This is a genomic window from Humidesulfovibrio sp. (assembly GCF_030689645.1).
GTDB lineage: Bacteria > Desulfobacterota > Desulfovibrionia > Desulfovibrionales > Desulfovibrionaceae > Humidesulfovibrio.
The window spans coordinates 48,123-72,168 of the sequence record NZ_JAUYFU010000006.1 but is presented as its reverse complement, the minus strand read 5'-3'; the positions used below and the strand labels follow the sequence as shown (position 1 = coordinate 72,168).

Sequence of the window (24,046 nt, the reverse complement as noted above, 5' to 3'; positions counted from 1 at the left end):
CACGAGGTGACGCGTCCATGAGCACCCAGGATTTTGCCGACCTTCAGCTTTTCATCACCGGCCCGACGTTCATTCGCCCGGAGATCCGCGAAGCTGGCCTGCTGCCCGAATTCGGCCACCGCGACTCCGAGAACAACAAGCGTTTCACCCCGGCCATGGCCGGCCTGAAGCAGTTGGCCGGATGCGGCGACGACTACCACGTCATCCTCTTCAACGGCTCCGGCTCAAACGCCATGGAGGCCACCGTGCGCTCCCTGGTGGCCGATGACGAGACCGTTCTGAACGTGTCCGTGGGCGCCTTTGGCGACCTGTACCACAAAATGGCCGTGGTCAACGGCAAGAAGGCCGCGCAGCTCAAGTTCGAGCCCGGCCAGGCTATCGACATGGCCAAGCTTGAGGGCGCCCTCATCGAGCACAAGCCCGCCGTGGTCACCTTCACCCACAACGAGACCAGCACCGGCGTGATGAACGACATGAAGGCCGTGTGCGCGCTCATCCGCAAGCATGGCGCCATGCCCCTGGTTGACGGCGTGAGCATCTTCGGCGGCGCCAAGATCGACCTTTCGGGCTCCGGCGCGGCCACCTACGCCACCAGCACCCAGAAGTCCCTGGCCCTGCCTGCGGGCTTCGGCATCCTCTTCGTCAGCCCCGAGGCGGTGGAGAAGGCCAAGACCGTTAAGAACAGAGGCTTCGCCTCGGACATCATCGGCCAGCTGGGCCGGGCCACCAAGAACCAGACCCTGACCACGCCCAACACCACCCTGGCCAACCAGATGGCCGTGCAGATCGACCACATCCTGCACACCGAGGGCATCGATAACCGCTTCGCCCGGCACATCAAGATGCGCGACATGGTCCACGACTTCGTGGCCACCCTGCCCGGCTTCAGCCTGCTCGCTCCCGTGGGCCACCGCTCGCCCACAGTCACCGCCGTGCGCGTGCCCGCAGGCATGACCGTGGCCCAGCTCAAAAAGGTGAAGGAAGCCATGCGCGCCAAGGGCTACCTCTTCGACCCCGGCTACGGCAAGCTGAACACCGACCTTGAGGAAAAGGGCCAGCGCGTGCTGCTTCGCCTGGGCCACATGGGCGACGTGACCCCGGACATGCTCTCCGCATACCTTGAGGCGCTGAAGCCTGAACTGCTGAAATAGCCCGCGCGGCTGAATAGAGGGAGAAACCACATGCGTATTCTTGCCAATGACGGCCTCAACGAGGAAGCCGTCGCCCTGCTCAAAAAAGAAGGCTTCACCGTCGAGACCGAAAAGCGCAGCACCGACGACCTGCTGGGCGAGATCGGCAGCTACGACGCCCTGCTGGTCCGCAGCGCCACCAAGGTCACCCGCGAGATCATCGAGGCGGGCACCAAGAACGGCGGCAAGCTCAAGATCGTGGGCCGCGGCGGCGTTGGAACCGACAACATCGACCTGGAGGCCGCCAAAGAGTGCGGCGTCATCGTGAAGTTCGCGCCCAACGGCAACACCAACGCAACGGCGGAGCACGCCCTGGGCCTGATGTTCGCTGTCGCCCGCAAGGTGCCCATGGCCCACCGCACCCTCATGGGCGGCGTGTGGCACAAGAAGCGCTTCGCCGGCAACGAACTGCACGGCAAGACCCTCGGCATCATCGGCTGCGGCCGCATCGGCCAGTGCCTGGCGGGCAAGGCCCTGGGCATCGGCATGAAAACCGTCGGCTACGACCTGTACCAGATCCAGGACTCCAACGTAGATTACCTGGAGAGCATCGACGAGGTGCTCAAGGTGTCGGACTTCATCAGCCTGCACACCGGCGGCAAGAACGCCATCATCACCGAGCGCGAATTCAAGCTCATGAAGCCAACGGCATACCTCATCAACGCCTCCCGCGGCAGCAACGTGAGCGAGGAAGCCCTGTACAACGCGCTGAAAAACGGCGTCATCGCCGGCGCCGCGCTGGACTGCTACGAGAAAGAGCCCAAGCGCGAGGGCGAGGCCTTCCAGTGCAGCCTGCACGAGCTGGACAACATCGTCATGAGCGCGCACCTGGGTGCCAGCACCAAAAACGCCGTGCGCAAGACGGGCCTGGAAATCGCCGAGGTGGTGACCAAGTACCTGCGCCGCGGCGACTTCGGCAACTCCGTCAACGTGGGCGAGAATGTCGAGCAGGAAGGCAAGCGCATCTACTCCATCTTCATCACCCACGAGGACAAGCCGGGCATGTTCGGCAAGTTCGGCACCGCCCTGGGCGAGCTTGGGGTGAACATCCGCGAGAACAACTCCCGCTTCCTGTCCGACTGCGTGCAGACCGTGTACGTCGTTCACCAGGAGCCCAATGAGGAAGTGCGCAAGAAGCTCATGGCCATCCCCGGCGTGAAGCGCGTCACTTACTAGCCCAAGCCCTTCGCCAAAACGAAGCCCCCGTCCGGTTCGCCGGGCGGGGGCTTTTTGGTTTCGCGTAGGGATGAAAGCTAAGGCTTGGTGTCGTGCTTGGCCGCGCCGCCGTGCGTTTTGGCCATCTCCTCCTTGCCCTGCATCATCATCTTCATGCCGTCCTGCATCATTTTCTTGCCCTGCATCATTTTCTGGTCAGCCGCCATCATCTTCTTTTTGTCCTCAGGGCTCATGCTCTTCATATCCTTCATGCCCATCATCATCATGCCGTGCCCATCGCCCATCATCTTGGCGCCCTTGTCCATGTCCATTTTCATCATCTCGCAGCCGTCCATCATCATCTTGCTGCCTTGCTGGACCTGGCCCGCATGGGCATTATGATCGGCCGCTTTGTCCTGCGCCAGGGCCGCCCCGGACAAAGCGAGGCTTGTGAACAGAAACGGCACTACCAACTTTCGGGCGATTTTCAGCATGATCATGGTCAGCTCCTTTGTGTTGCGCCAGGCCCTCGGCAGATCCTACTTCAGTGTGCATGGCCCAGCTTAGTTCATTACATACACGTATCCCGCAACACGGCTCAAGTGTCAACAAGTATAGCCGAAACAGCCTCGCTGGCGGTCATATGTCCTTGGTCCGTAACCTCGCCACAAGCCTTGCGTTCAGCCAGCGCGGAGGCTTTTTGGTCTAGTCAAACTATGCGCACTTTCATGCTGCGGATTTCACACAGTCCAACACAAGGCTCAGAATATCCACAACGAAAAGCCCCCGTCCGGTTCGCCAGGCGGGGGCTTTATATTCAGCACAAACGAAACGCGTCTTCATGCTGCGGATTTGACTCCGCCCATCACAAGGCTACGCCCCTTGGCCAAAGCCAGCTCAAAGGCCTCCTCAAGGTTGGCGCAAACCCGATCGAGTGAATAGACCGTGCCAGGGGAGCCAGGGGAATGTTTTCGAGTGGAGAGGCACGGGGCAAAAGAGCCTTCGGGAGTCTTGACCGCAAAAGGCCGAACCTCCCACCCATCCAACAACTGCATCTTCGCAGTGAACACTCGCTTTCCTCTCAGGTCCATATGCTCCCCCTCCTGTTCCTCTGTACACACTCTCGCGCTAACCGCTTCAAATTCTTTATGCCGCCCTGAAGGCCCTTCCTGGTGCGGTAGCTCTTCCTCACAACAACAACAGCAACATACAGAAATCACTAGCACAATGGAGACAGTTCCAGTTTCACCATACAATGTCGTCGCGGTTATGCAAGGGGAAATTTAAGATGAAAAGACCGTTTTGCCGTATCCGGCCAATTCCAGTGGCAATATTTTTTTCGTGCTTGTTGCCTTCTCGCAAACTTGACCTTTGAGCTCTCAAGCGTACATTAAATGAATATGCCCCCATACCGGAAAGGAGACGCCATGCCCCAATCGCGCAGAGAATTCCTCTCCCTGTCAGCCAAGGCTTCTGCCCTGGCCCTGGCCCACCAAGCCCTTTTCGGGCTGCTGCCGAGCCGCATTTTCGCGTCCACAACGGGCAACCCTCTGCCACTCCCGCAAGCTGAAGGTCTCTACGGACTGCTTCGCCCCACCGCCCCTCTCACCCTGACCGCCACCGATGTGCCAGGCCTGCTGCCCGCAACCGGCTCGCGGATGCTGGCGTACGAAGCCCGGCAGGAAGGCCGCCTCTGGCGCAACCCCATACTGGTGCTGCAAAAGGGCCAGGATTTCCGCGCCCGGCTGGTGAACAAACTGGACGAGCCCACCATCATCCATTGGCACGGGGTGGACGGAGACTGGCGGCAGGCCGGGCATCCTTCCTACGCAGTCGCTCCAGGCGGGCACTATGATTACGGCTTCCCCATCACCAACCGCGCAGGCACCTACTGGTACCACCCGCACCCGCACGGTCTCACGGCCAAGCAATCGTACCTGGGCCTGGCCTCTTTCTTCCTGGTGCGCGATGCCGAAGAAGAAGCCCTGTCGCGCGAATTGGACCTGACCCTGGGAGTGACGGACATCCCCATAGTGCTGCAGGACAAGCGCTTCGACGCCCACGGCGGTCTTGTGTACGCACCCGGCAAGGACGACCTGCTTATGGGCTACCTGGGCACGGAGGTGCTGGCCAACGGAGCGCGCCAGCCAAGCCTGAACGCAGCCACCCGCCTGTACCGCCTGCGATTGCTCAACGGCTGCACGGCGCGCATTTTCAATCTGCGCTTCCTGCGCGACGGACGCCCAATGCCCTTTGCGCTCATCGGCAACGACGGCGGCCTGCTGGACGCCCCGCGCACCCTGGACGCGGTGTTCCTGGCTCCGGGGGAACGTGTGGAACTGCTGTTGGACCTGCGGGGCATGAAGCCCGGCCAGGAAGTCATCCTGTCCAACGCGACCTTTGATCCCATGCACAACGAAGATATGGGCGACATGCCGGGCATGGGTCACGGCGCTGGCCATGGGGCTGGTAGTGACACTCCGCAAAGCGGCGGGCACACGGCCTCTGCGCCGGGAGAACACGGTGCGAGTTCCCAAGCCGCTCCTCTGGCAGAGGGCGCTTCCTACCCCATCCTGCGCCTCCGGGTGGATCGCGTAGTGTCCTATGACCGCAGGATCCCCGCTCGCCTGTCCAGCCTGACCGCAGCGGCCCCTGCTTTGGCTGGGGGAGCGCCGCGCCGCTTCGACTTGGCCCTGGACCGCCACCATGGCCGCTGGACCATCGCCGGGCTGACCTTTGACATGAACGCCGCGCCCGTGGTTGTGGAGCGCCGTGCGCCAACGGCCTGGGAGTTCGCCGGAGCCAAGGACGGCATGCCCCACCCCATGCATCTGCACGGCTACTTCTTCCGCGTGGTGTCGCGCCGGGGTAGCCCGCAGCAGGTAGGCATTCGTGCAGTTGACGCCACGGGCAGGCTGGCCACGGATCTTGGCCTCAAGGACACAGTGCTGGTATGGCCGGGCGAAAGCGTGACCATCGTGACGGATTTCGGCTTTCCGTCCTATGCGGGCGAGCAGACATTCCTGCTGCACTGCCACAACCTGGAGCACGAGGATCAGGGCATGATGCTCAATGTCCGTGTAAAGGAAACGGATGGTCGTGCGTGAGTGCGACAAAAGCTGCACAAAACAGTACCGTATTGAGCCACAACGCCAGAGGATGTGCATCAAAATGCACAACGCCGCAAGGCCAAACAATACAACAAGCTGTTATGATGGAACTTTTACTGTTGGCACAGCGTATGCTTATTCCTGGCATGCTGACGGCGCTCCTGCCGCCGGAAACAGTCCAGGAGGATTACCATGAAGCGTCTCACAAAGATTCTCACCGCCACCTGCGCCGCAGTCGCCCTGAGCGCGTCCCTGGCCCTGGCCGCTGATGCCATTTCCCCGAAGAACACCGCCGCCGCCACACAGGTGCAATGTCCGGTCGCAAGCACTGGTCAGATGGGATACCAAACAATGGACGGCCAAAAGATGGGAAGCCAGGTGATGGGAAACCGGATGATGAACGGCAACACAATGGGAGCAGGCCGCATGGGCTCCGGAATGAGTGGGATGCACGGCGGGGGCCACATGGGAATGAAGGGAGCGGGCCACATGGCCATGCAGGACCGCAGTTTCTAGAACAAATGTCCTCCGGGCTGTGACGCTTCGCAGCGCGCAGCCCGGCCATAAAACATGGGTTTAATTTCGCAGGCGTTCGGCGCACACGCGCCGCTGATTAACATGAATAGGCCCGCACCTCGGGCCGGCAACCCCAAAAAAAGAGAGCACACCATGAAGCGTTTCCCAAAGATCCTTGCGGCCACCTGCGCAACTGTCGTCCTGTCCTCCTCCCTGGCCCTGGCCGCCGAGGCCCCCAAGAAAGACGCCCCGGCCCCTGTGCCCGCCGCCGGTTTCCATGGTGCGCATGGCGGCATGGGCATGGGAGCCATGATGGGCCCCCTGTCGCAGCTTTCCCCGGAGAAGCAGGCAACAGCTCGCAAGCTCATGGACGCCAACGCCAGTGCCATGTTCCCCCTGCACCAGAGCGTCTATGCCAAGTCTGCGGAGCTTGAGGCCCTCAACGCCGCAGGCGAGGGCGAGTCCTCCAAGGCCAAGGGCGTCATCCGCGACATCGCCGACCTGACCGCCAAGATGCTGCAGGAAAACAGCAAGTTTCGCGCTCGCATGTTCAAGGAGACCGGCCTGCGCGTGCCCGTCATGGGACATGGCATGATGAGCGGAATGATGGGCGGAATGATGGGCGGCAAGGGTTGCCCCATGATGGGCGGCATGATGGGCGGCATGAAGGGCGGAATGATGGGCGGAATGATGATGGGCGGCGCGCCTGCTGCAGCTCCTGCTGCCCCCGAGGCCCCTGCTGCCCATGACGCTCACAAGAACTAACGGCACCAGCACCTAACCAGACTCATTGACGCCAAAAAGGCGGCTGCCGGAAACGGAGCCGCCTTTTTCATCGTCCGGCGGGCAAACAGCCTAGTCCGGCAAACGCCAGGCACTGCGCAAGCGTTCAAAGTCCCGGCGGGGCAGCTGGGCCAGCACCGGGCCCTTGTCCGCGTCGAGCCAGCGCAGCAAAGAGAGCATGTCGTCGGCAGCCATGCTCGTGCACCCGGAGGAAGCAACGCCCTGCCTTGGCCAGATGTGCAAGAAGATGCATGAGCCTGCGCCAGGCTCGACCGGGTCGGTGTTGTGCCGCACAAACACGCCCAGGCGGTACTGCCCGTCGGTCCGGACCATGTCCTCGGCGCTGCGCCAAGCCGCAGGCTTGCCACCAGTCTGAACTATCTGGTTGTATTGAGGGGAAGCGGCGTCATCCACGCAAAACAAGGTGGCGTCGGTCCGCAGGAGAGGCAGACGCGCTGCGCCCACCTCTGCCGGGTCTTGCGCAAAGCCGACCCCTAGACCAAAAAGGCCTGCCGGGGCGCGGCCATCGCCCTCGCGCTTCACCGGACCGGCTCCAAGGGCTTGACCATGCAGCCCCCGGCCCCATCCAAGGCCACTGCGGCCCAGGTTCACGGGCAGCGGCTGGCCCACGCGCGCCCAAGCTGCATCCGGCGACGAACGTTCGAAGCGCTGTAAAACGGTCTCGGTGTACTGCCAGTCCTCGGCCACCACCAGCAACAGTTGCAGGGCCGGGCGCGTCAGGTCCGCTCCTCCAAGAGGCACAGGCTTCGGCGCGCACGCAACGAGGCTCAGCAGCGCCACGGCGATCAGCAGGCTGCGCAGGCTCATTGCGACGCGGGCAGCACCAGCCCGCCCTGGGCGTTCAGCTCGAAGAACGACGCGTAGGCCAACTCCCAAAGGTGGCCATCCGGATCCTCGAAGTACCCGGAATAGCCGCCCCAGAAAACATCCTGCGCAGGCTTAACCAGCTTGGCCCCGGCAGCCACGGCCCGGGACAGCGTCTGGTCCACGTCCTCGCGGCTGGCGCAATTGCAGGCCAAGGTCACGCCGTCGAAGCGTCCCGGGTCGCCCAGGCGCTCCTCGGGCAGGTGCGCGTCCTCCAGCAGAGCCTTGCGCGGGTACAGAGCCAGGACCACTGGTCCGCACTGGTAGAAGCGGATGTCTCCCTGGCTGATGGCCGAGGGGGCAAGCCCCAGGCCCTGCTCGTAAAACGCCGAGGCGCGGCTCAGGTCGTCCACGCCCAAAGTCACGGTGGTGAGGCGAAGATTCATGCTTTCTCCTTGCGTTGCATCAGCGCCATGTCCGCCAAGGCGTTGATGACGCTTGCGGCCAGGGCCGAGCCGCCCTTGCGGCCCTCGATGGTGATGAACTGTACGCGATCCTGGGCCAGAAGCAAAGCCTTGGATTCCGCAGCGTTGACAAAGCCCACAGGCATGCCCACAATGAGCGCCGGGGCTGCGCGCCCGGCCTCTATGTGCTCCAGCAGGCGCAGAAGCGCCGTTGGCGCATTGCCGATGACGTAAATTTCCGGCTCCAGCCGCTCCACGGCAAAGTCCATGGCCGCACGGGCGCGGGTGCTGCCCTGCGTTTGCGAAAGGGCCAGCACCTCGGGATCGCGCATGAGGCAGCGCACAGAGCAGTTGAGCGCGTCCATGCGCCGGTCCGGGATGCCCGCGCGGGCCATTTCCGTGTCCGTCACCAGGATGCAGCCCCTGTGAAGCGCGGCCAGCCCAGCCTCCACAGCCCCGGGATGGAAGCGCACAAGGTCCAGCATCTCAAAATCCGCCGAGGTGTGGATCATGCGCCGCACCACCTGCCACTGCGCGCCCTGGTAGGGCCTGGGCTCCGGCACCTCGGAGTCGATGATGCGCAGGGACTCGGTCTCGATATCCTGGCCGAGCCTGATGTCGCGCACGGCAATATTCTCCGGGGTCATGTGGCTCACTTCACGCCTCCTGATTCAGATAATAAGACATGCGGCAGCCCGGCCACTATGGCCGCCCCGGCGGAAGCACCGATGCGGTCGGCTCCGGCTGCGAGCATTCGCAGGAAATCGTCCGCCGTGCGGATGCCCCCGCTGGCCTTCACGCCCACATGCTGTCCTACCACGCGGCGCATGAGCGCAACATCGGCCTCGGTGGCCCCACCACGCGCGAATCCCGTGCTGGTCTTGACGAAGGCCGCGCCCGCATCCACGGACAGCCGACAGGCCAGCTCCTTTTCAGCATCGGCCAGCAGGCACGTCTCCAGAATCACCTTCACGGGCGCTCCGGCGCAGGCCCGAACCACCTCGGCCACATCCTGGCGCACCAGATCCGCCTCGCCACTTTTTAACGCTCCTATGTTCAACACCATATCCACCTCGGCTGCGCCCTGCTCCACGGCCAGCCCAGCCTCATGCGCCTTGGCCAAGGTCTGCGATGCGCCCAGGGGAAACCCGACCACGGTAATCGCCAGAGGTTGCGCGCCGCGCAGGCAGACCACCGCGCGCGGCAAATGCCACGGGTTCACGCACACGGCCTTGAAGCCATAGGCCACAGCTTCCGCGCACAGGGCCTCGATTGCCGCAGCAGTGGCGTCTGGCGCAAGGAGGGTGTGGTCAATGAAGGCTGCGGCCTGGGCCGGAGATATAATCACCATTGGCCTCCTTGGCTTGGGTTGAGGGGCACACCTTCCGTGCCGGATGGAAGGTTGCACTATCCACTCTGCCAAGGCCAAGGTCAACAGTCCTCGCCACAACATTAAAATAAATTCTTTCAAAACATGCAGTTACACAATCATCTTTTCCTGTTGCCACAAGTTAAACACGATGTTAAACACCCGTTTTAATCCTCCCGCCAGGAGCAAGCCCATGCGTCGACTTCTGATCGTGCTGTGTGTTTGTACGCTCTGCGCCAACGTGTTCTCCGCCTGTGGCCGCAGCAAAAGCAAGGAACGCCCAGCTCCGGTGGTCACGGCCCAGGCCGAAATGCAGGACGCGCCCTATGTGCTCAACACTGTGGGCACCATAAAGGCCTCGGTTTCGGTAAACATCAAGAGCAAGTATGCCGCGCACATAAAAAAGGTCCACTTTGTCGAGGGCAGTCTGGTGAAGGCCGGGCAATTGCTGTTCACCATCGACCCCCGCATCAACGTCTTCGCGGATCAGCAGGCCGGAGCCACGCACCAGCGCGACAAGGTCGACTTCGAGCAGTTGGAGCGCGATCGCCAGCGCTACAAGGTCCTGGCCGAGCAGGACGTCATCAGCCGCGAATCGTATGAGGAGAAGAACACCGCCGCCCTGCGCGCCCGCAACGCCATGCGGGCCAGCGGGGCCGGGGCCTCACTGGCCCGGCAGAACCTGAGCTACAACACCATCACCTCGCCCATCGACGGTCGCATCGGGGCCGCGCTCATCGACGAGGGCACCTTCGTCAAGGACAAGGACGACATTCTGGCCGTGGTGAACACCACAACCCCGCTTGAAGTGAGCTTCGCCCTGCCGGAGCGCTACCTGCACGAGATCCGCAAGCACATGGCTCTGGGCCCCCTCACCGTGCAGGCCGCAGCCCCCGGCATGGAGAGCCACCCGGAAGTCGGCGTGCTGACCTTCATGGACAACCAGGTGGAGAGCGGCACCGGCACGGTGCGCATGAAGGCCCGGTTCGAGAACCCCGAGGGCCGCCTGTGGCCAGGTCAGTTCGTCACCGTGGGCCTGGTGCTCAAGACGGTCAAAAACGCCATAATCGTGCCCGACCGCGCCGTGCAGAACGGTCCCCAGGGAACATACGTGTTCGTGGTCAAGGACGGCAAGGCCGACATGCGCCCGGTGACCGTGGGCTTCCGGCTATACGGGGCGCTGGTGCTGGAGCAGGGCCTGGCCGCAGGCGAGACTGTGGTGGTCGAGGGCCATCTGCGCCTGGTTCCCGGTGCCAAGGTCGAGGCCACGCCCATGCAGCAGGCGCCCGCGCCCGGCGCACCGGCTGCACCCCCGGCGGAACACCAAGCCGCAGCCAACGCCACCAAGCCAGAATAGGCCCGGCCCCCATGAACACCAAGCTCTTCATCACCCGGCCTGTCATGACCACCCTGGTCATGCTGGGCCTGCTCTTCTTCGGCATCGCCAGCTACGTGAACCTGCCGGTGAGCTACCTGCCCACCGTGGACTTCCCGGTCATCCAGGTCACGGCCACCCTGCCCGGCGCGAGCCCCAAGACCATGGCGTCCTCCGTGGCTTCGCCCATGGAGCGCCAGTTCTCAGCCATCGCCGGCTTGGAGTCCATGAGCTCCACCTCAAGCCAGGGCCTCACCCAGGTTACGCTCATGTTCGAGCTCGGCAAGGACATCGACAAGGCCGCCATGGACGTGCAGGCAGCCATCACCAAGGCGCGCGGCAGCCTGCCAAACACCATGACCGACGAGCCCACCTTCGAGAAGGTCAACCCGGCGGATTCGCCCATCCTCTGGATGGCCATCAGCTCCAAATCGCTGCCGCTGCATACGGTGAACGACTACGCCACGACCTTCGTCACCCAGACCATCTCCATGATTCCCGGCGTGGCCAAGGTGCAGCTTTACGGCGAGCAGCAATACGCCGTGCGGATCCAATTGGACCCGCGCAAGCTCGGCGCAATGGGCATCGGCCTCGACGAGGTGGCCAACGCCATTGCGGCGGAGAACGTGAACCTGCCCATGGGCAGCCTGGACGGTCCGCACATGCAGACCAACCTGGACGCCGACGGACAGCTGAAACGCGCAGACAAGTACAGCCCGGTCATCGTTGCTTACAACGACAACATGCCCGTGCGCCTGGAGGACCTGGGGCGGGTGCAGGACAGCGCCAAGAGCGTCAAGACCGGCTCCTGGCTGAACAACGAAAAGACCATCTTCCTGGCCATCAAGCGCCAGCCCGGCAGCAACACCATCGACGTGGTGAACCGCATCAACGCCCAGCTGCCCCTCATCCGCAGGCAGCTTCCGGCGGCCATCGAGCTGCGCGAGACCTACGACATGAGCAAGCCCATCAAGGAATCCGTGGACGACGTGAAGTTCACCCTCGGACTTTCCGTGGCCCTGGTGGTGCTCGTGGTGTTTCTGTTTTTGCGCAACATCCCCGGCACGGTGATCTCCGCGGTGGCCATTCCCTTCTCCATCGTGTCCACCTTTGCGGTGATGTACTTCATGCGCTTCACCCTGGACAACTTCTCGCTCATGGCCCTCACCCTGGCCGTGGGCTTTGTGGTGGACGACGCCATCGTCATGCTGGAGAACGTGGTGCGGCACATGGAAATGGGCAAATCGCCCATGGAGGCCGCCCTGGACGGCGCCAAGGAGATCGGCCCCACCATCCTGTCCATGACCATCTCGCTGGCCGTTGTGTTCGTGCCAATCCTGTTCATGCCGGGCATCATCGGGAGAATCCTGAATGAATTTGCTGTTGTCATCACGGCGGCCATTCTCGTGTCCGGTCTGGTGTCGCTTACGCTCACGCCCATGCTCTGCTCCCGCTGGCTCAAATCCGGCAGCCACCTGGAGCACAGGGACCCGCTGTTCGACAAGGTGCTGGCCTTTTACCGCCGCACCCTGCACTACGCCCTGGACCATCGCCGCAAGACCATGATTGCCTCAGGCGTGCTCTTTCTAGCCACCATCGTACTCTTCGTGCTGGTGCCCAAGGGCTTTCTGCCCTCGGACGACATGGGCTACCTCTTCGGCATCGTGGAAGGCCCACAGGGCGTCTCCTTCGATGACCAGGCCAAGGCCCAGAACGCCCTCACCCCCCTGCTGCTTGCGGACCCGGACGTGCGCGACGTCATCCAGGTTGTGGGCACCGGCACCACCAACCAGGGCTACACCGTCGTGTTCCTGAAGGAGCATCGCAAAGCCACTGCGGATCAGGTTCTGGCCCGGATACAGCCCAAGCTCCAGTCTCAGCCGGGGCTTCTGGCCTTTGTGCAGAACCCGCCCATGATCCGCATGAGCGGCAAGCCCAGCAAGGGCTTGTATCAGTTCACCCTGCTCTCGCCCGATACAGGCGTGCTCTACAAAGCTTCCAACGAACTCGTGCTGGCCCTGTCCAAGGTCAAGGGCCTGGCGCACGTGACAAGCGACCTGCAGAACAACGCCCCCCAGGTGGACCTCAAGATCAACCGCGACCTGGCCACCACCCTGGGCGTAACCGCCGAGGCCATCGAGACCGCGCTGTACTCGGCCTATGCCGGGCGGCAGATCTCCACCATTTATGCGGAGAACGATTCCTACAAGGTCATCCTTGAGCTGCTGCCGGAGTATCGCCAGGACCCGCGCGCCCTGTCCATGCTGTACGTGCGCGCCAAGTCCGGCAAGCTGGTGCGCCTGGATGCCCTGGTGGACGCGCAGGAAGGCACCGGCCCCATCACCGTGACCCACTCCGGCCAGTTGCCCTCGGTCACCATCTCCTTCGACCTGGAGCCAGGCGTTTCTCTGGGCGACGCCATGGCCCGCGTGCAGGAGACCTCGCACAAGACCCTGCCCGACACAGTGAACGCTGTGTTCGAGGGCACGGCAAGCTCCTTCAAGGGGTCCATGGGCACGGCTGGCTTCCTGCTGCTCGTGGCCATCGTGGTCATCTACATCATCCTGGGCTGCCTGTATGAGAGCTTCATCCACCCCATCACCATCCTGTCCGGCCTGCCCTCGGCAGCCATGGGCGGGCTGCTCTCGCTGCTGCTCTTCGGCGCTGAACTGAACCTGTACGGCTTCGTGGGCATCATCATGCTCATCGGAATCGTGAAGAAAAACGCCATCATGGTGGTGGACTTCGCAATAGAGGCCGAGAAGACTGGAATGCCTCCGGCTGAGGCCGCCTTCGAGGGCTCGCTCGTGCGCTTCCGGCCCATCATGATGACGACCATGGCCGCCATCATGGGCGCCATGCCCATCGCCCTGGGCTTTGGCGCTGGCGCCCAGGCGCGCAGGCCCCTTGGCCTAGTTGTGGTGGGCGGCCTGGTGCTCTCGCAGGTGGTGACGCTCTACCTTACCCCGGTGTTCTACACCTACATGGATGATTTCAATAAGTTCATGAAGGACAAGGGGTTCACCGGGCTTATGCGCCATCTCCGCAACCACCCGCGCTGGGCCTGGGCTGGCGGGTTGCTGGAGAACGGGCTGAACCGCCTGCATGGACGCATGTCGCGCTTCGGCTGGTACCGGCGATTTGTTGGCGGAGTCCAGGCCCGGCACGAGCGCTGCTGCGCCCGCGTCGAACTGGCGCGCGACTGGCTGAGCCGCGCCTGGGGGCTCATCCGCACCGGCAAGTACGAGTCCAAGGTGGACCTGCGCCAGGGGCTGCGCGACCTCGTGCGGCCCAAGGACAAGCGGTAAAGACGAAGCGAGGGGCTCTTGCCCCTTTCATCCCGCCAGAGAGCTTCACCGTCGGCGGGCGCAGACGGTCAGGCCAGCGGCCATTGCCCCTTCGGCCTGGAGCGCTTAGGCCCGGCGCACTGTAGCGGCCATGCCGGTCAGACGGCTTCGCCCTCTTCCAGACGATAGCCGATGCCCGTCTCCGTGCGCAGGAAGCGCGGCCTGGCCGGGTCAGGCTCGATTTTGTGGCGGAGCTGGTGGACGTAGATGCGCGGATAGTGGGACTGGTCCTCGCGCGCGCTGCCCCATACCTCCTTGAGGAGCTGGCGGTGCGTCACCACCTTGCCCGCGTGGCGCACCAAAAAGGCAAGCAGCTTAAATTCAATGGGCGTGAGGCGGACCTCCTGCCCGGCCATGCGGACCCGGCGCGCGGGCAGGTCCACCACAAGCTCTCCGCAGCGGAACACGGGGTCGGGCGCAAGGCCGCCGCCATTCTGGACGGCATGCCTCAAGGCCACGCGCATGCGCGCGGAAAGCTCGCCCACGCCGAAGGGCTTGATGAGGTAATCGTCGGCCCCGGCGTCCAGGGCGTCGATTTTGTCCTGCTCCTTGCCGCGGGCGGAGAGCACCAGGATGGGCGTGGCCGTCCATTCTCGGATGCGCCGGATGACCTCCAGCCCGTCCATGCCCGGCAGGCCCAGGTCAAGCAGGATGAGGGCGGGCTGGTGCGAGGCGGCCAGGCCCAGGCCTTCCTCTCCGCTTTCGGCCTCGATGAGCTTGAAGTCCCGGCTTTCCAGGTAGGCCCGCAAAAAGCAGCGGATGGGCGCCTCATCCTCGATCACCAGCACAGGGATCTTGTCCGCACTCACGAAGCCTCCTCGTCCTTGTCAGCATCCTGGTCGGGCAGCAGGCGTTTGCGCGGCGCGGGCAGGGTCACGATGAACGCGGCTCCGCCGTCTGCGCGGTTCTCCGCCCGGATGGCCCCGCCATGCACCTGTGCAATGGCCCGGCAGATGGCCAGGCCAATGCCGTAGCCCTTGCGCCCGCCAGTCGGACCGCCAGCCCCCTGTCCCTGATAGAACAGGTCAAAGACCTTTTCCCTCTCGTCCGGCGCCAGTCCTGGTCCCCTGTCCGCCACCTCGATCTCCACGCCGCCGCCGCTGTTCCGGGCGGCCCGAGCGGCGATGGCCACGGGCGAACCCTGGGGCGTGTACTTAGCGGCATTCTCCAAGAGGTTCAGCAGGAGCTGCTCCATGAGCACCCCGTCCACTTCCACAAGAGGCAGGTCCCCCGGGACGTCCATCTGCAGCTCACGCCCGGCCAGGTGCTTCTCCACCAGCCTAAGGGCTGCGCCCAGGGGCTCCTCAATGGATTGGAGTTGCAGGTCGGGCTTCAAGGTGCCGGACTCAAGCTTGGTCATGCGCAACAGATTGGAGATGAGCCGGGACAGGCGCTCGGCCTCGTCGTAGATGTTCACGGCAAGCGCCCGGCGCTGCTCGGTGGCCAGGGTCTCGCCCACGGCGGCCAAACTGTCCGCCGAGCCCATGATGGCCGCCAACGGGGTTTGCAGGTCGTGGGTGACGGAGGACAAGAGCGAGGCCTTGAGGCGCTCGGTCTCGGCCTCCATCTGGGCGTGCAGGCTCTCGGTTTCCAGCCGCTCCACCTCCAGGGCGAGCGCCACCTGCCGGGCCAGGGTCTCGATCATGTGCGTCTGCTCGGGCGAAAACAGCGCGCCCTCGGTCTCGGGCCGCAGGCCCAGCACGCCCAGGGTGCCTTTGAGGCCCACGAACGGCACATACAGCGCGCCGCTGGTGGGCAGGGTGCTGGTGCCAAGCCCTGCGGGCTGCCCATTGGCGAAGACCCACTGGGCCACGCTTTCACCCTTATTGGTGACGCGAAAGGCGTCCTTGTCGCCCACGTGCTCCTTGAGATGCCCCTCGTAGTCGGGCAGGAAGGCCAGAGCTCTGCACACGAACAACTGGGACAGGTGCTCGATGGCGATGCGCAGAAGCCTTTCCGTCCCGCGCGAGGCGGCCAGCTCGCGGGAGAGGGCCAGCACCACCTGAGTACGGGCCTCGCGGGCTCGGGCGGCCTCTGCCTGCTGACGCACCTGCGCCGTGAGGCGGCTCATGACCAGGGCAACCACGAACATGATGGCGAAGGTGAACAGGTACTGTGTATCGGAGACGGCCAGGCTGAAAAGCGGAGGCACGAAGAGCACGTCGAAGCAGAGCACCCCCAGGGCCGAGGACAGGATGCCCGGCCCCTGGCCGTGGCGGCTGGCGATGTACATGGTGCCCACGAGATAGACCATGATGAGGTTGGCCAGCTCGAAGTACGGGAACATGATGAAGCACAGGGCGGAGCAGACGGTCACGGCGAGCAGGCTCTGGCCGTATCCCTTCCAGTCCACGGGCGAAGGCCTGGCAGGCGCGGCCTGGGGCCTTGGGCCGTCGCCCTCGTCCCCCCGGATGACCTGCACGTCGATCTCGGCGCTCCTGCGGATGAGATCATCCACCGGGCTGCCGAGCACCATGTCCATGAGCCTTGGGCGCACCGGCTTGCCTATGACGATGGTCGAGATGTTGCGGGAGCGCGCCAGGGTCAGGATCTCCTCGGTAATGCTCCGGCCCGAAAGCGTGACCACCTCCGCGCCCAGCCGCTCGGCCAGGCGCAGGTTTTGCACCACCTGGTTGTGTCGCGGATCCGAGGGGGAAAGCGGCTGCGTCTCCACATAGGCCGCTATCCACTGGGCGTGCTGGCTGGCGGCCATGCGCTTGGTGGCCCGCACGAGCCGGGCCGAGGTGGGGCTGGGGCCCACGCAAACCAGCAGCCTGCCCGAGGTGGGCCAGGTGACCTCGATTGCCTGGCCCTTGCGGTAGACGCATACTTCGGTGTTCACGCGGTCGGCCACCACGCGCAGGGCCAGCTCGCGCAGGGCGGTGATGTTGCCGGGGCGGAAGAAGTTCTTCTCTGCGGCCTCGGCCTGGCGCGGGATGTACACCTTGCCTTCGCGCAGGCGCTTCAGGAGGTCGTCCGGGGGCAAGTCCACCAGCACGAGTTCCTCGGCCTGCTCCAGCATGGAATCGGGCACGGTCTCGCGCACGGGAATGCCGGTGATCTGCGACACCACGTCGGAGATGCTCTCCACATGCTGCACGTTCATCGTGGTGTAGACGTCAATGTTGTGGTCGAGCAGCTCCAACACGTCCTGCCAGCGCTTCTCGTGGCGAGAGTCCGGCGCGTTGGTGTGGGCCAGCTCGTCCACAAGCACCAGGGCGGGCCTGCGGGCCAGCGCCCCGTCCAGGTCGAACTCGGTGAGCGTGTGGCCCTTGTACTCAACCTGCACGCGGGGCAGCAGCTCCAGTCCGGCCAAGAGCGCCTCGGTCTCGCCCCGGCCATGGGTCTCCACCACTCCGGCCAGCACGTCTCGCCCTTCAGCCTGCTGGGTGTAGGCCTCGGTAAGCATGGAGTAGGTCTTGCCCACGCCGGGCGCAGCGCCGAAGAAGATGCGCAGCTTCCCGCGCCTGCGGCGCTTGTCCTCTCTATCCGCCAGCGCCAGCAGCGCTTCGGGGTCAGGGCGGCGTGCGCCGTTTCTGACTTCGTTCATGTTTGGCTCCCAGGCCTATTGCTTGCCCGTATTCTGGGCTTTTCCGGCAAGCGAATCAAGGTCCCGGTTAAGCATCAGAACGTTCACCCGCTCCTCGCCCAGGAAGCCCAGTTGGCGGCCTTCTGTGCGCTTGGCCACCAGGGCGCGCACGGACGGCTCATCCAGGCCGCGTTCCCGCGCCACCCGCACCAACTGATACTGAGCCGCCGCCGGGCTGATGTGCGGATCAAGCCCCGACCCCGAGGCTGCCACCAGTTCCTGGGGCACAGGCCCATCGCCGTGAGTGTTGCGGAGGGCCTCGGCGCGCTCGGCCACGTTCTTGAGCCGTTGCGGGTTGGTGGGACCAAGGTTGGATCCGCCGCTGGCCGCCGCGTTGTACGGTTGCGGTGATGTGGCCGAAGGCCGGCCCCAGAACATGCCGGGGCCGCTGAACTGCTGGCCGATGAGTTCGGCCCCGACGACCTTGCCGCCGGAAGTGACAAGACTGCCGTTGGCCTGACGCGGGAAGAGCGCCTGGGCCATGCCCGTCACCATTGCCGGGTAGGCAAGGCCTGAGATGAGGGACAACGCCACAAGCATGAGGCAGGCGGGGCGCAGGGTGTGCAGGATGTCGCGGATCATGATGTCCTCCTTATGCCAGGCCGCAGGCTGAAAGCGCCATATCGATGAGCTTGATGCCCACGAAGGGGACGATGAGTCCGCCGCCGCCGTAGATGATGAGGTTGTCGCGCAGCACTGTGCCCGCCCCAGCGGGCTTGTAGGCTACGCCGCGCAGGGCCAGCGGGATGAGCCCCACGATTACGAGCGCGTTGAAGATGACCGCCGAGAGGATGGCGCTCTGCGGGGTGGCGAGACCCATGACGTTGAGTGCCCCCAAGGCCGGGTACGTGCCCACAAAGGCTGCCGGGATGACGGCGAAATACTTGGCGATGTCGTTGGATATGCTGAAGGTGGTGAGCGCCCCGCGCGTCATGAGGAGCTGCTTGCCGATCTGCACGATCTCCATGAGCTTGGTGGGGCTGGAGTCCAGGTCCACCATGTTCCCGGCCTCCTTGGCGGCCTGGGTGCCGGTGTTCATGGCCACGCCCACGTCGGCCTGGGCCAGCGCCGGGGCGTCGTTGGTGCCGTCGCCGGTCATGGCCACCAGCCGTCCCTCGGCCTGTATCTTGCGGATAAGCGCCAGCTTGGTCTCGGGCTTGGCCTCGGCCAGGAAGTCGTCCACCCCGGCCTCGGCGGCGATGGCCGCAGCGGTGAGCGGGTTGTCGCCCGTGACCATTATCGTCTTGATGCCCATGCGCCGGAGTTCCGCGAATTTCTCGCGGATGCCGCCCTTGACGATGTCCTTGAGCCCCACGGCTCCCAGAACCCGCACGCGGCCCTGGGTCTTCTCCGCCACGAGCAGCGGGGTGCCGCCCTCTGAGGCGATGTCCTGCACGAATCCGGCGACAGCCTCTGGAAACACGCCGCCCGCATCGGCCACCAGGCGCTCGATGGCGTCCGGCGCGCCCTTGAGCAGGCTTCTGCTTCCAGGAAGGTTCACTCCGCTCATGCGCGTTTGGGCGGTGAAGGGGATGAAGGTTGCGCCAAGGCTTCCCACGTCGCGCTGGCGAATGCCGAACTTCTCCTTGGCCAGCACCACGATGCTGCGGCCCTCCGGGGTCTCGTCCACCAAACTGGAGAGCTGCGCCGCATCGGCCAGTTCGGCCTCGGTGACGCCCGGCGCGGGCAGGAAGGCCGAAGCCTGGCGATTGCCCAGAGTGATGGTTCCGGTTTTGTCGAGCAGGAGCACGTCAACGTCGCCGGCGGCCTCCACCGCACGGCCGCTCATGGCGATGACGTTGGCCTGGATGAGCCTGTCCATGCCTGCGATGCCTATGGAGGACAAAAGACCGCCGATGGTGGTTGGCGCGAGGCAGACGAAGAGCGCGGTCAAAACCGTGATGGTGATGGCCGTCCCCTTGCCTGCGGCGTTAACGCTGTACAACGAGAAAGGCAGCAGGGTGGCGCACACCAGCAGGAAGATGATGGTGAGCGCGGCGAGCAGGATGTTCAGGGCGATCTCGTTTGGCGTCTTGCGGCGCTTGGCCCCCTCCACCATGCTGATCATGCGGTCAAGAAAGGTCTCGCCGGGGTCGGCGCTGATGCGCACCACGATAGAGTCGGACAGCACCCGCGTGCCGCCAGTGACGGCGCTCCGGTCGCCACCGGCCTCGCGGATGACGGGCGCGCTCTCGCCGGTGATGGCGCTCTCGTCGACTGACGCCACGCCGTCAATGATTTCGCCGTCGCAGGGGATGGTCTCGCCGGTCTGAACAAGCACGATGTCGCTCTTGCGCAGGGCCGTGGAGGACACGCTCTCGCTGGCGGAATCGCGGGATTCGCCCATGAGCCTGCGGGCCGGAGTCTCGGCCCTGGCCTGGCGCAACGTCGCCGCCTGGGCCTTGCCACGCCCCTCGGCCATGGCCTCGGCAAAGTTGGCGAAGATGACCGTGAACCACAGCCATAGCGAAATGGCCAGGATGAAACTCGCCTTTTCCTCGCCCGTGCCGCCCGTCCATTCGAGAAAGCCGGCCTGAAGGAACAGCACGGTGGTCAGCATGCTGCCAATGTACACGGTGAACATGACGGGATTGCGCACCTGAACGCGCGGGTCCAGCTTGCGGAAGGAGTCCAGCGCGGCGGCCCGCACGATGGCCGGGTCGAAGAGAGGACGCCCGGCGGATTTCTGTGCCTTGATGGTCATATGATTCATGCTCCTTGGCAGGGCTAGCGCCCGAGCATCTGAAGGTGTTCCACGATGGGGCCAAGGGCCAAGGCCGGGATGAAGGTCAGCGCGCCCACCACGAGCACCACCGATACAAGCAGGCCGCAGAACAGCGGCTTGTGCGTGGGCAGGGTGCCCGCGCTTGCAGGAACCATCTTCTTGCCCGCCAGCGAACCGGCCAGGGCCAGCACCGGGATGGCCAGCCAGAAGCGGCTGGTGAACATGACGAATCCGCCCAGCAGGTTGTACAGCGCGTTATTGGCGGAAAGCCCCGCAAAGGCGCTGCCGTTGTTGTTGGCCATGCTCGAGAAGGCGTACAGAATCTCACTGAATCCATGCGCGCCGGGGTTGGCCACGGCCCCGCGCCCCAGCTCTGTCAGCACCGCCCAGGCCGTGCCCATGAGCACGCCAAAGAGCGGCATCATGATGATGACGGAGCACATCTTGGTTTCAAAAGCCTCGATCTTCTTGCCCAGGTATTCCGGCGTACGGCCCACCATGAGTCCGGCCACGAACACCGCGATGATGGCGAACACCAGCATGCCGTAAAGCCCGCTGCCCACGCCGCCGAACACAACCTCGCCCAGCTGCATGAGCACCATGGGGACCATGCCGCCAAGGGGCGTGAAGGAGTCGTGCATGGCGTTCACCGCGCCGCAGGAGGCGGCTGTGGTGACGGTGGCGAAGAGCGCGGAGTTCAGAATGCCGAAGCGCAGCTCCTTGCCCTCCATGTTCCCTGTGAATGGTCCCCCGGTGATGGCCGCCACCTGGGGCACGCCCTGACTTTCGGCCCACCAGCACAAGACAATAAAACCCAAGAAAAGTGTCGTCATGGCATAGATCAGCACCCACCCCTGGCGCTTGTCGTTCACCATACGGCCAAAAGCGTGGCACAGGCCCGCCGGAATGATGAGGATGGCCAGCATCTCCAAAAGGTTCGAAAGCGGAGTGGGATTCTCGTACGGATGGGCGCTGTTGGCGTTGAAGAAGCCGCCGCCGTTGGTGCCCAGCATCTTGATGGCCTCCTGCGAGGCTATGGGCCCGCGCATGATGGTCTGCTCCGTGGCTGTGACGGGCGCAGGCTTGAGCGTGGGGTCGGCCTTGAAGTCGTCCGCGCTGGGCGGGATCTCATAGGCCACGGACTCGGTAAGCGTGGCGTTCACCGCGCCTGCGAAGGTCTGGGGCACGCCCTGCCAGCAAAGCGCCAGGGACAAGACCATAGCCAGCGGCAGCAGGATGTACAGTGTGGAGCGAACCAGGTCGGCCCAGAAATTGCCGATTGCGCGCGTCTCGCGCCGGGTGAGGCCCCGGATAAGCGCCGTCAGTACCGCAATGCCTGTGGCCGCAGACACGAAGTTGTGCACGGTGAGGCCCAGCATCTGGGTCAGGTGGCTCACAGCGCTCTCGCCGCCGTAGGCCTGCCAGTTGGTGTTGGTGGTGAAGCTCATGGCCGTGTTGAAGGCCAGGTCCGGCGCCATGCCCGCCAGGCCTACCGAGTTGAGGGGAAGCAAGGCTTGAGCACGGAGCAGAATATACAACGCGGCGAAGCCGACCATATTGAACAAGAACATGGCCAATGCGTACATCTTCCAGTCCATCTCCTGGGCCGGATCAACGCCGCAGACGCGGTACAGACCTCGCTCCAGCCAGCCAAGAACGCGGGCAAGGGGGTGGTCGCGGCCCTCAAGCACGGCGGCCATGTGTTTGCCCAGTGGCCAGGACAGGCCCAGCAGGAGTACAAGGAAAACGCAAAGCTGCGCAAAGTCTATGGCGGACATCATTCGAAGGCCTCCGGGTTCAGCAGGGCCACGCCGAGGTAGGCCAGCAGTGCCAGCACCACTATGCCTGCGAGAATGGTGATGGCGCTCATGAGCCTATCTCCCGCACGCGCTCCACCAGCCGCACGAGGCCAAGGGTGGCCGCCACCGCAAACAGGGCCAACAGGCCGCAGGCGAGGTCGGAGGGGTTGTTCAACAATTCCATGTTTGCATGCCTCCTCCCAGCATCACGCCGGGTTCTTGTGTGGAGGAATAGCACTGCCCGAGTAAGAGAGGTGTAGGAAATTAGAGGTGCGGTGTAAGATTTGTGTAAGATTTGTAGGTTTCGAAGGGATGAGCAATCATTCCGTCTCATTGCGGGAGAGGAAGCGGAGAGACGCTGAGACAGCAGGGAAAGGGGTTTCACTGGCGCTAACCATTGTAAGCAGCGGCAGAAGCCCCCTTCGGCCGGTCAAACCTACCCAGGCGTCAAGCAGAATGGAGTCCACAACCGACAACGCGGAAGCCACCGGCCCTGCGCTGGCCAAAGACAACAAAAAAAGAGCCCGACCTTGTGGCCGGGCTCTAGGAATCAAGGGAAGCTGTAAACTACTTGTTCAGGGCGCGTTCCTGGGGGAACACGGGCAAGTAGCGGTAAGACAGACTCATGACAATGACGCCGTAGGCAACGATCATGCCGCAGGTCGACCACTCAGTCCAGTTCGGGTAGTAGAACTGCCAGGAATCGAAGGGCATCACCGGGATGGCGATGGCCTGGACCGTGAACAGGTAGCGGTTCAGGGTCACGCCGATACAGTCCAGAATGCCTGCAGTGTACAACAGCGTGGGGTTGTTGCGGATGCTCGGAGTGATGAGCATGATGGCCGGAACCAAACCGCACAGGATGATCTCGGTGAACATCAGCCACTTGCCGTAGATGATGCCGTAGAACATCTGATCGAAGGTCATGCCGACGCTGGGCAGGAAATTGTTGGCCCAGGCCCAGGTGTCCAGGATCTTGAAGAAGATGTAGACGGTGAGCATGGTGCCGGCAATTTTGCCCATGAGGGCCTTGGTCTTGAAGTCAACCAGCTTGCGGCCGGTCATCTTTTCCATGAGCGTGCAGCACAGAACTGTGAAGATGGGCCCGGAGCCGACAGCGGAAAGGACGAACAGGAAGAACGTCCAGGGCCAGATGAAGAAGCCCTCTCGGAAGGCATAGGGACGGCCCATGAGCACACCGTACATGCCGCCCAGGGAACCCTGGTGGAACGTGGACAGGAACGCGCCGATGCCGGCGAAGAGAGCCATGTTCACGTGCATGTTGTGGGCAAGGTGGTGCAGGAAGGGGATCTTGTTCAACTGCTTCTGCTCAAGGATCAGGGGAACGTACTCGATGATGAGCACCAGGCAGTAGCAGGTGATGCAGAAGATGACTTCCGTCAGCATGGAGTGGACGTTGGGGTGCCAGTAGCCGAACCATGCACGGATCGGCTGACCGATGTCCATGGTGAGGACGAGCATGGCGCCCGAGTAGCAGATAAACCCGATGATTACCGTCAGGTTGATGATATTTTTAAGCTGGTCGATTTTCAGAATATACTTGAGGAATCCGGTGAAGAACGCACCAGCGCCCAAGGCGATGACCGCCAAGTCGAAGGTGATCCACAGTCCGAATCCGAAGTAGTTGTCCAGTCCGGTGACAACGATGCCCTTGGCGAAAATCAAGATCATCGCATAAAGGCCGAACAGGAAGAACGCAGTGACGAAACCCATCCACAGCGCGAATTTGCCGAAGGAGCAGCGCTCCACACCATCGGGAAAGAGTGCCCTATCCATAT

General features: G+C 63.7%; 19 protein-coding genes. 7 read left to right on the top strand and 12 right to left on the bottom strand.

The window, feature by feature from the left end:
- Window positions 1–17 precede the first annotated feature (17 nt).
- Together Q8O35_RS01160 and Q8O35_RS01155 are read left to right on the top strand one after the other, a co-directional pair.
- Entirely contained in the window at window positions 18–1,151 is a 1,134-nt protein-coding gene (locus Q8O35_RS01160) for an alanine--glyoxylate aminotransferase family protein (RefSeq protein WP_305569527.1), read from the top strand.
- Between the two features lie 30 nt (window positions 1,152–1,181).
- Window positions 1,182–2,366, top strand: coding sequence for a phosphoglycerate dehydrogenase (locus Q8O35_RS01155; RefSeq protein WP_305569525.1), 1,185 nt, complete (start codon window positions 1,182–1,184; stop codon window positions 2,364–2,366).
- Between the two features lie 77 nt (window positions 2,367–2,443).
- Here the strand turns inward: Q8O35_RS01155 and Q8O35_RS01150 are convergent, their stop codons facing one another.
- Window positions 2,444–2,845, bottom strand: coding sequence for a hypothetical protein (locus Q8O35_RS01150; protein ID WP_305569520.1), 402 nt, complete (start codon window positions 2,843–2,845; stop codon window positions 2,444–2,446).
- Between the two features lie 927 nt (window positions 2,846–3,772).
- On the opposite strand from Q8O35_RS01150, the gene Q8O35_RS01145 reads away from it, so the two are divergent.
- The 3 genes from Q8O35_RS01145 to Q8O35_RS01135 all read left to right on the top strand — a co-directional run bounded on the left by Q8O35_RS01145 (window position 3,773) and on the right by Q8O35_RS01135 (window position 6,736).
- Window positions 3,773–5,452: a multicopper oxidase family protein gene (locus Q8O35_RS01145; RefSeq protein WP_305569512.1), complete on the top strand. Its 1,680-nt coding sequence runs from the start codon at window positions 3,773–3,775 to the stop codon at window positions 5,450–5,452.
- Between the two features lie 195 nt (window positions 5,453–5,647).
- The gene (locus Q8O35_RS01140; RefSeq protein ID WP_305569510.1) at window positions 5,648–5,971 is read left to right on the top strand and encodes a hypothetical protein; all 324 of its coding nucleotides are present in this window, start codon (window positions 5,648–5,650) and stop codon (window positions 5,969–5,971) included.
- Between the two features lie 153 nt (window positions 5,972–6,124).
- The gene (locus Q8O35_RS01135; protein ID WP_305569508.1) at window positions 6,125–6,736 is read left to right on the top strand and encodes a periplasmic heavy metal sensor; all 612 of its coding nucleotides are present in this window, start codon (window positions 6,125–6,127) and stop codon (window positions 6,734–6,736) included.
- Between the two features lie 90 nt (window positions 6,737–6,826).
- Here Q8O35_RS01135 and Q8O35_RS01130 read toward each other — a convergent pair whose 3' ends face one another.
- The 4 genes from Q8O35_RS01130 to deoC are packed head-to-tail and all read right to left on the bottom strand — an operon-like array spanning window position 6,827 to window position 9,394.
- Window positions 6,827–7,582 (bottom strand): L,D-transpeptidase, encoded by a 756-nt coding sequence (locus Q8O35_RS01130; RefSeq protein ID WP_305569506.1) that lies wholly within the window; start codon window positions 7,580–7,582, stop codon window positions 6,827–6,829.
- Window positions 7,579–8,025, bottom strand: a complete 447-nt coding sequence (locus Q8O35_RS01125) for a VOC family protein (RefSeq protein WP_305569504.1) — start codon at window positions 8,023–8,025, stop codon at window positions 7,579–7,581. Before Q8O35_RS01125 ends, Q8O35_RS01130 begins: the two co-directional genes overlap by 4 nt.
- Window positions 8,022–8,690 (bottom strand): precorrin-8X methylmutase, encoded by a 669-nt coding sequence (locus tag Q8O35_RS01120; protein ID WP_305569571.1) that lies wholly within the window; start codon window positions 8,688–8,690, stop codon window positions 8,022–8,024. Before Q8O35_RS01120 ends, Q8O35_RS01125 begins: the two co-directional genes overlap by 4 nt.
- Before the next feature lie 5 nt (window positions 8,691–8,695).
- Window positions 8,696–9,394 (bottom strand): deoxyribose-phosphate aldolase, encoded by a 699-nt coding sequence (gene deoC / locus Q8O35_RS01115; protein ID WP_305569499.1) that lies wholly within the window; start codon window positions 9,392–9,394, stop codon window positions 8,696–8,698.
- A 211-nt stretch (window positions 9,395–9,605) separates the two neighbouring features.
- On the opposite strand from deoC, the gene Q8O35_RS01110 reads away from it, so the two are divergent.
- Both Q8O35_RS01110 and Q8O35_RS01105 read left to right on the top strand, forming a co-directional pair.
- Entirely contained in the window at window positions 9,606–10,769 is a 1,164-nt protein-coding gene (locus Q8O35_RS01110; RefSeq protein WP_305569490.1) for an efflux RND transporter periplasmic adaptor subunit, read from the top strand.
- A gap of 11 nt (window positions 10,770–10,780) precedes the next feature.
- On the top strand, window positions 10,781–14,095 hold the full coding sequence (locus Q8O35_RS01105) for an efflux RND transporter permease subunit (protein WP_305569488.1): 3,315 nt from the start codon (window positions 10,781–10,783) through the stop codon (window positions 14,093–14,095).
- A 137-nt stretch (window positions 14,096–14,232) separates the two neighbouring features.
- Here Q8O35_RS01105 and Q8O35_RS01100 read toward each other — a convergent pair whose 3' ends face one another.
- The 7 genes from Q8O35_RS01100 to qrcD form a co-directional block, all read right to left on the bottom strand.
- Window positions 14,233–14,943 carry a response regulator gene (locus Q8O35_RS01100; protein ID WP_305569486.1) on the bottom strand — a complete coding sequence of 237 codons (711 nt, stop codon included), beginning with the start codon at window positions 14,941–14,943 and terminating at the stop codon, window positions 14,233–14,235.
- Window positions 14,940–17,684 (bottom strand): sensor histidine kinase KdpD, encoded by a 2,745-nt coding sequence (locus Q8O35_RS01095; protein ID WP_305569484.1) that lies wholly within the window; start codon window positions 17,682–17,684, stop codon window positions 14,940–14,942. Before Q8O35_RS01095 ends, Q8O35_RS01100 begins: the two co-directional genes overlap by 4 nt.
- A gap of 15 nt (window positions 17,685–17,699) precedes the next feature.
- Complete coding sequence (gene kdpC / locus Q8O35_RS01090) at window positions 17,700–18,305, bottom strand: potassium-transporting ATPase subunit KdpC (RefSeq protein WP_305569480.1); 606 nt, start codon at window positions 18,303–18,305, stop codon at window positions 17,700–17,702.
- A gap of 10 nt (window positions 18,306–18,315) precedes the next feature.
- Window positions 18,316–20,427: a potassium-transporting ATPase subunit KdpB gene (gene kdpB / locus Q8O35_RS01085; protein WP_305569470.1), complete on the bottom strand. Its 2,112-nt coding sequence runs from the start codon at window positions 20,425–20,427 to the stop codon at window positions 18,316–18,318.
- Window positions 20,428–20,450: 23 nt separating this feature from the next.
- Entirely contained in the window at window positions 20,451–22,226 is a 1,776-nt protein-coding gene (kdpA, locus tag Q8O35_RS01080; protein ID WP_305569570.1) for a potassium-transporting ATPase subunit KdpA, read from the bottom strand.
- Window positions 22,226–22,318: a K(+)-transporting ATPase subunit F gene (gene kdpF / locus Q8O35_RS01075; protein WP_305569463.1), complete on the bottom strand. Its 93-nt coding sequence runs from the start codon at window positions 22,316–22,318 to the stop codon at window positions 22,226–22,228. The genes kdpA and kdpF overlap by 1 nt, the downstream gene beginning before the upstream one ends.
- 496 nt (window positions 22,319–22,814) lie before the next feature.
- Window positions 22,815–24,044: a menaquinone reductase integral membrane subunit QrcD gene (gene qrcD, locus Q8O35_RS01070; RefSeq protein ID WP_305569454.1), complete on the bottom strand. Its 1,230-nt coding sequence runs from the start codon at window positions 24,042–24,044 to the stop codon at window positions 22,815–22,817.
- Window positions 24,045–24,046: the final 2 nt, after the last annotated feature.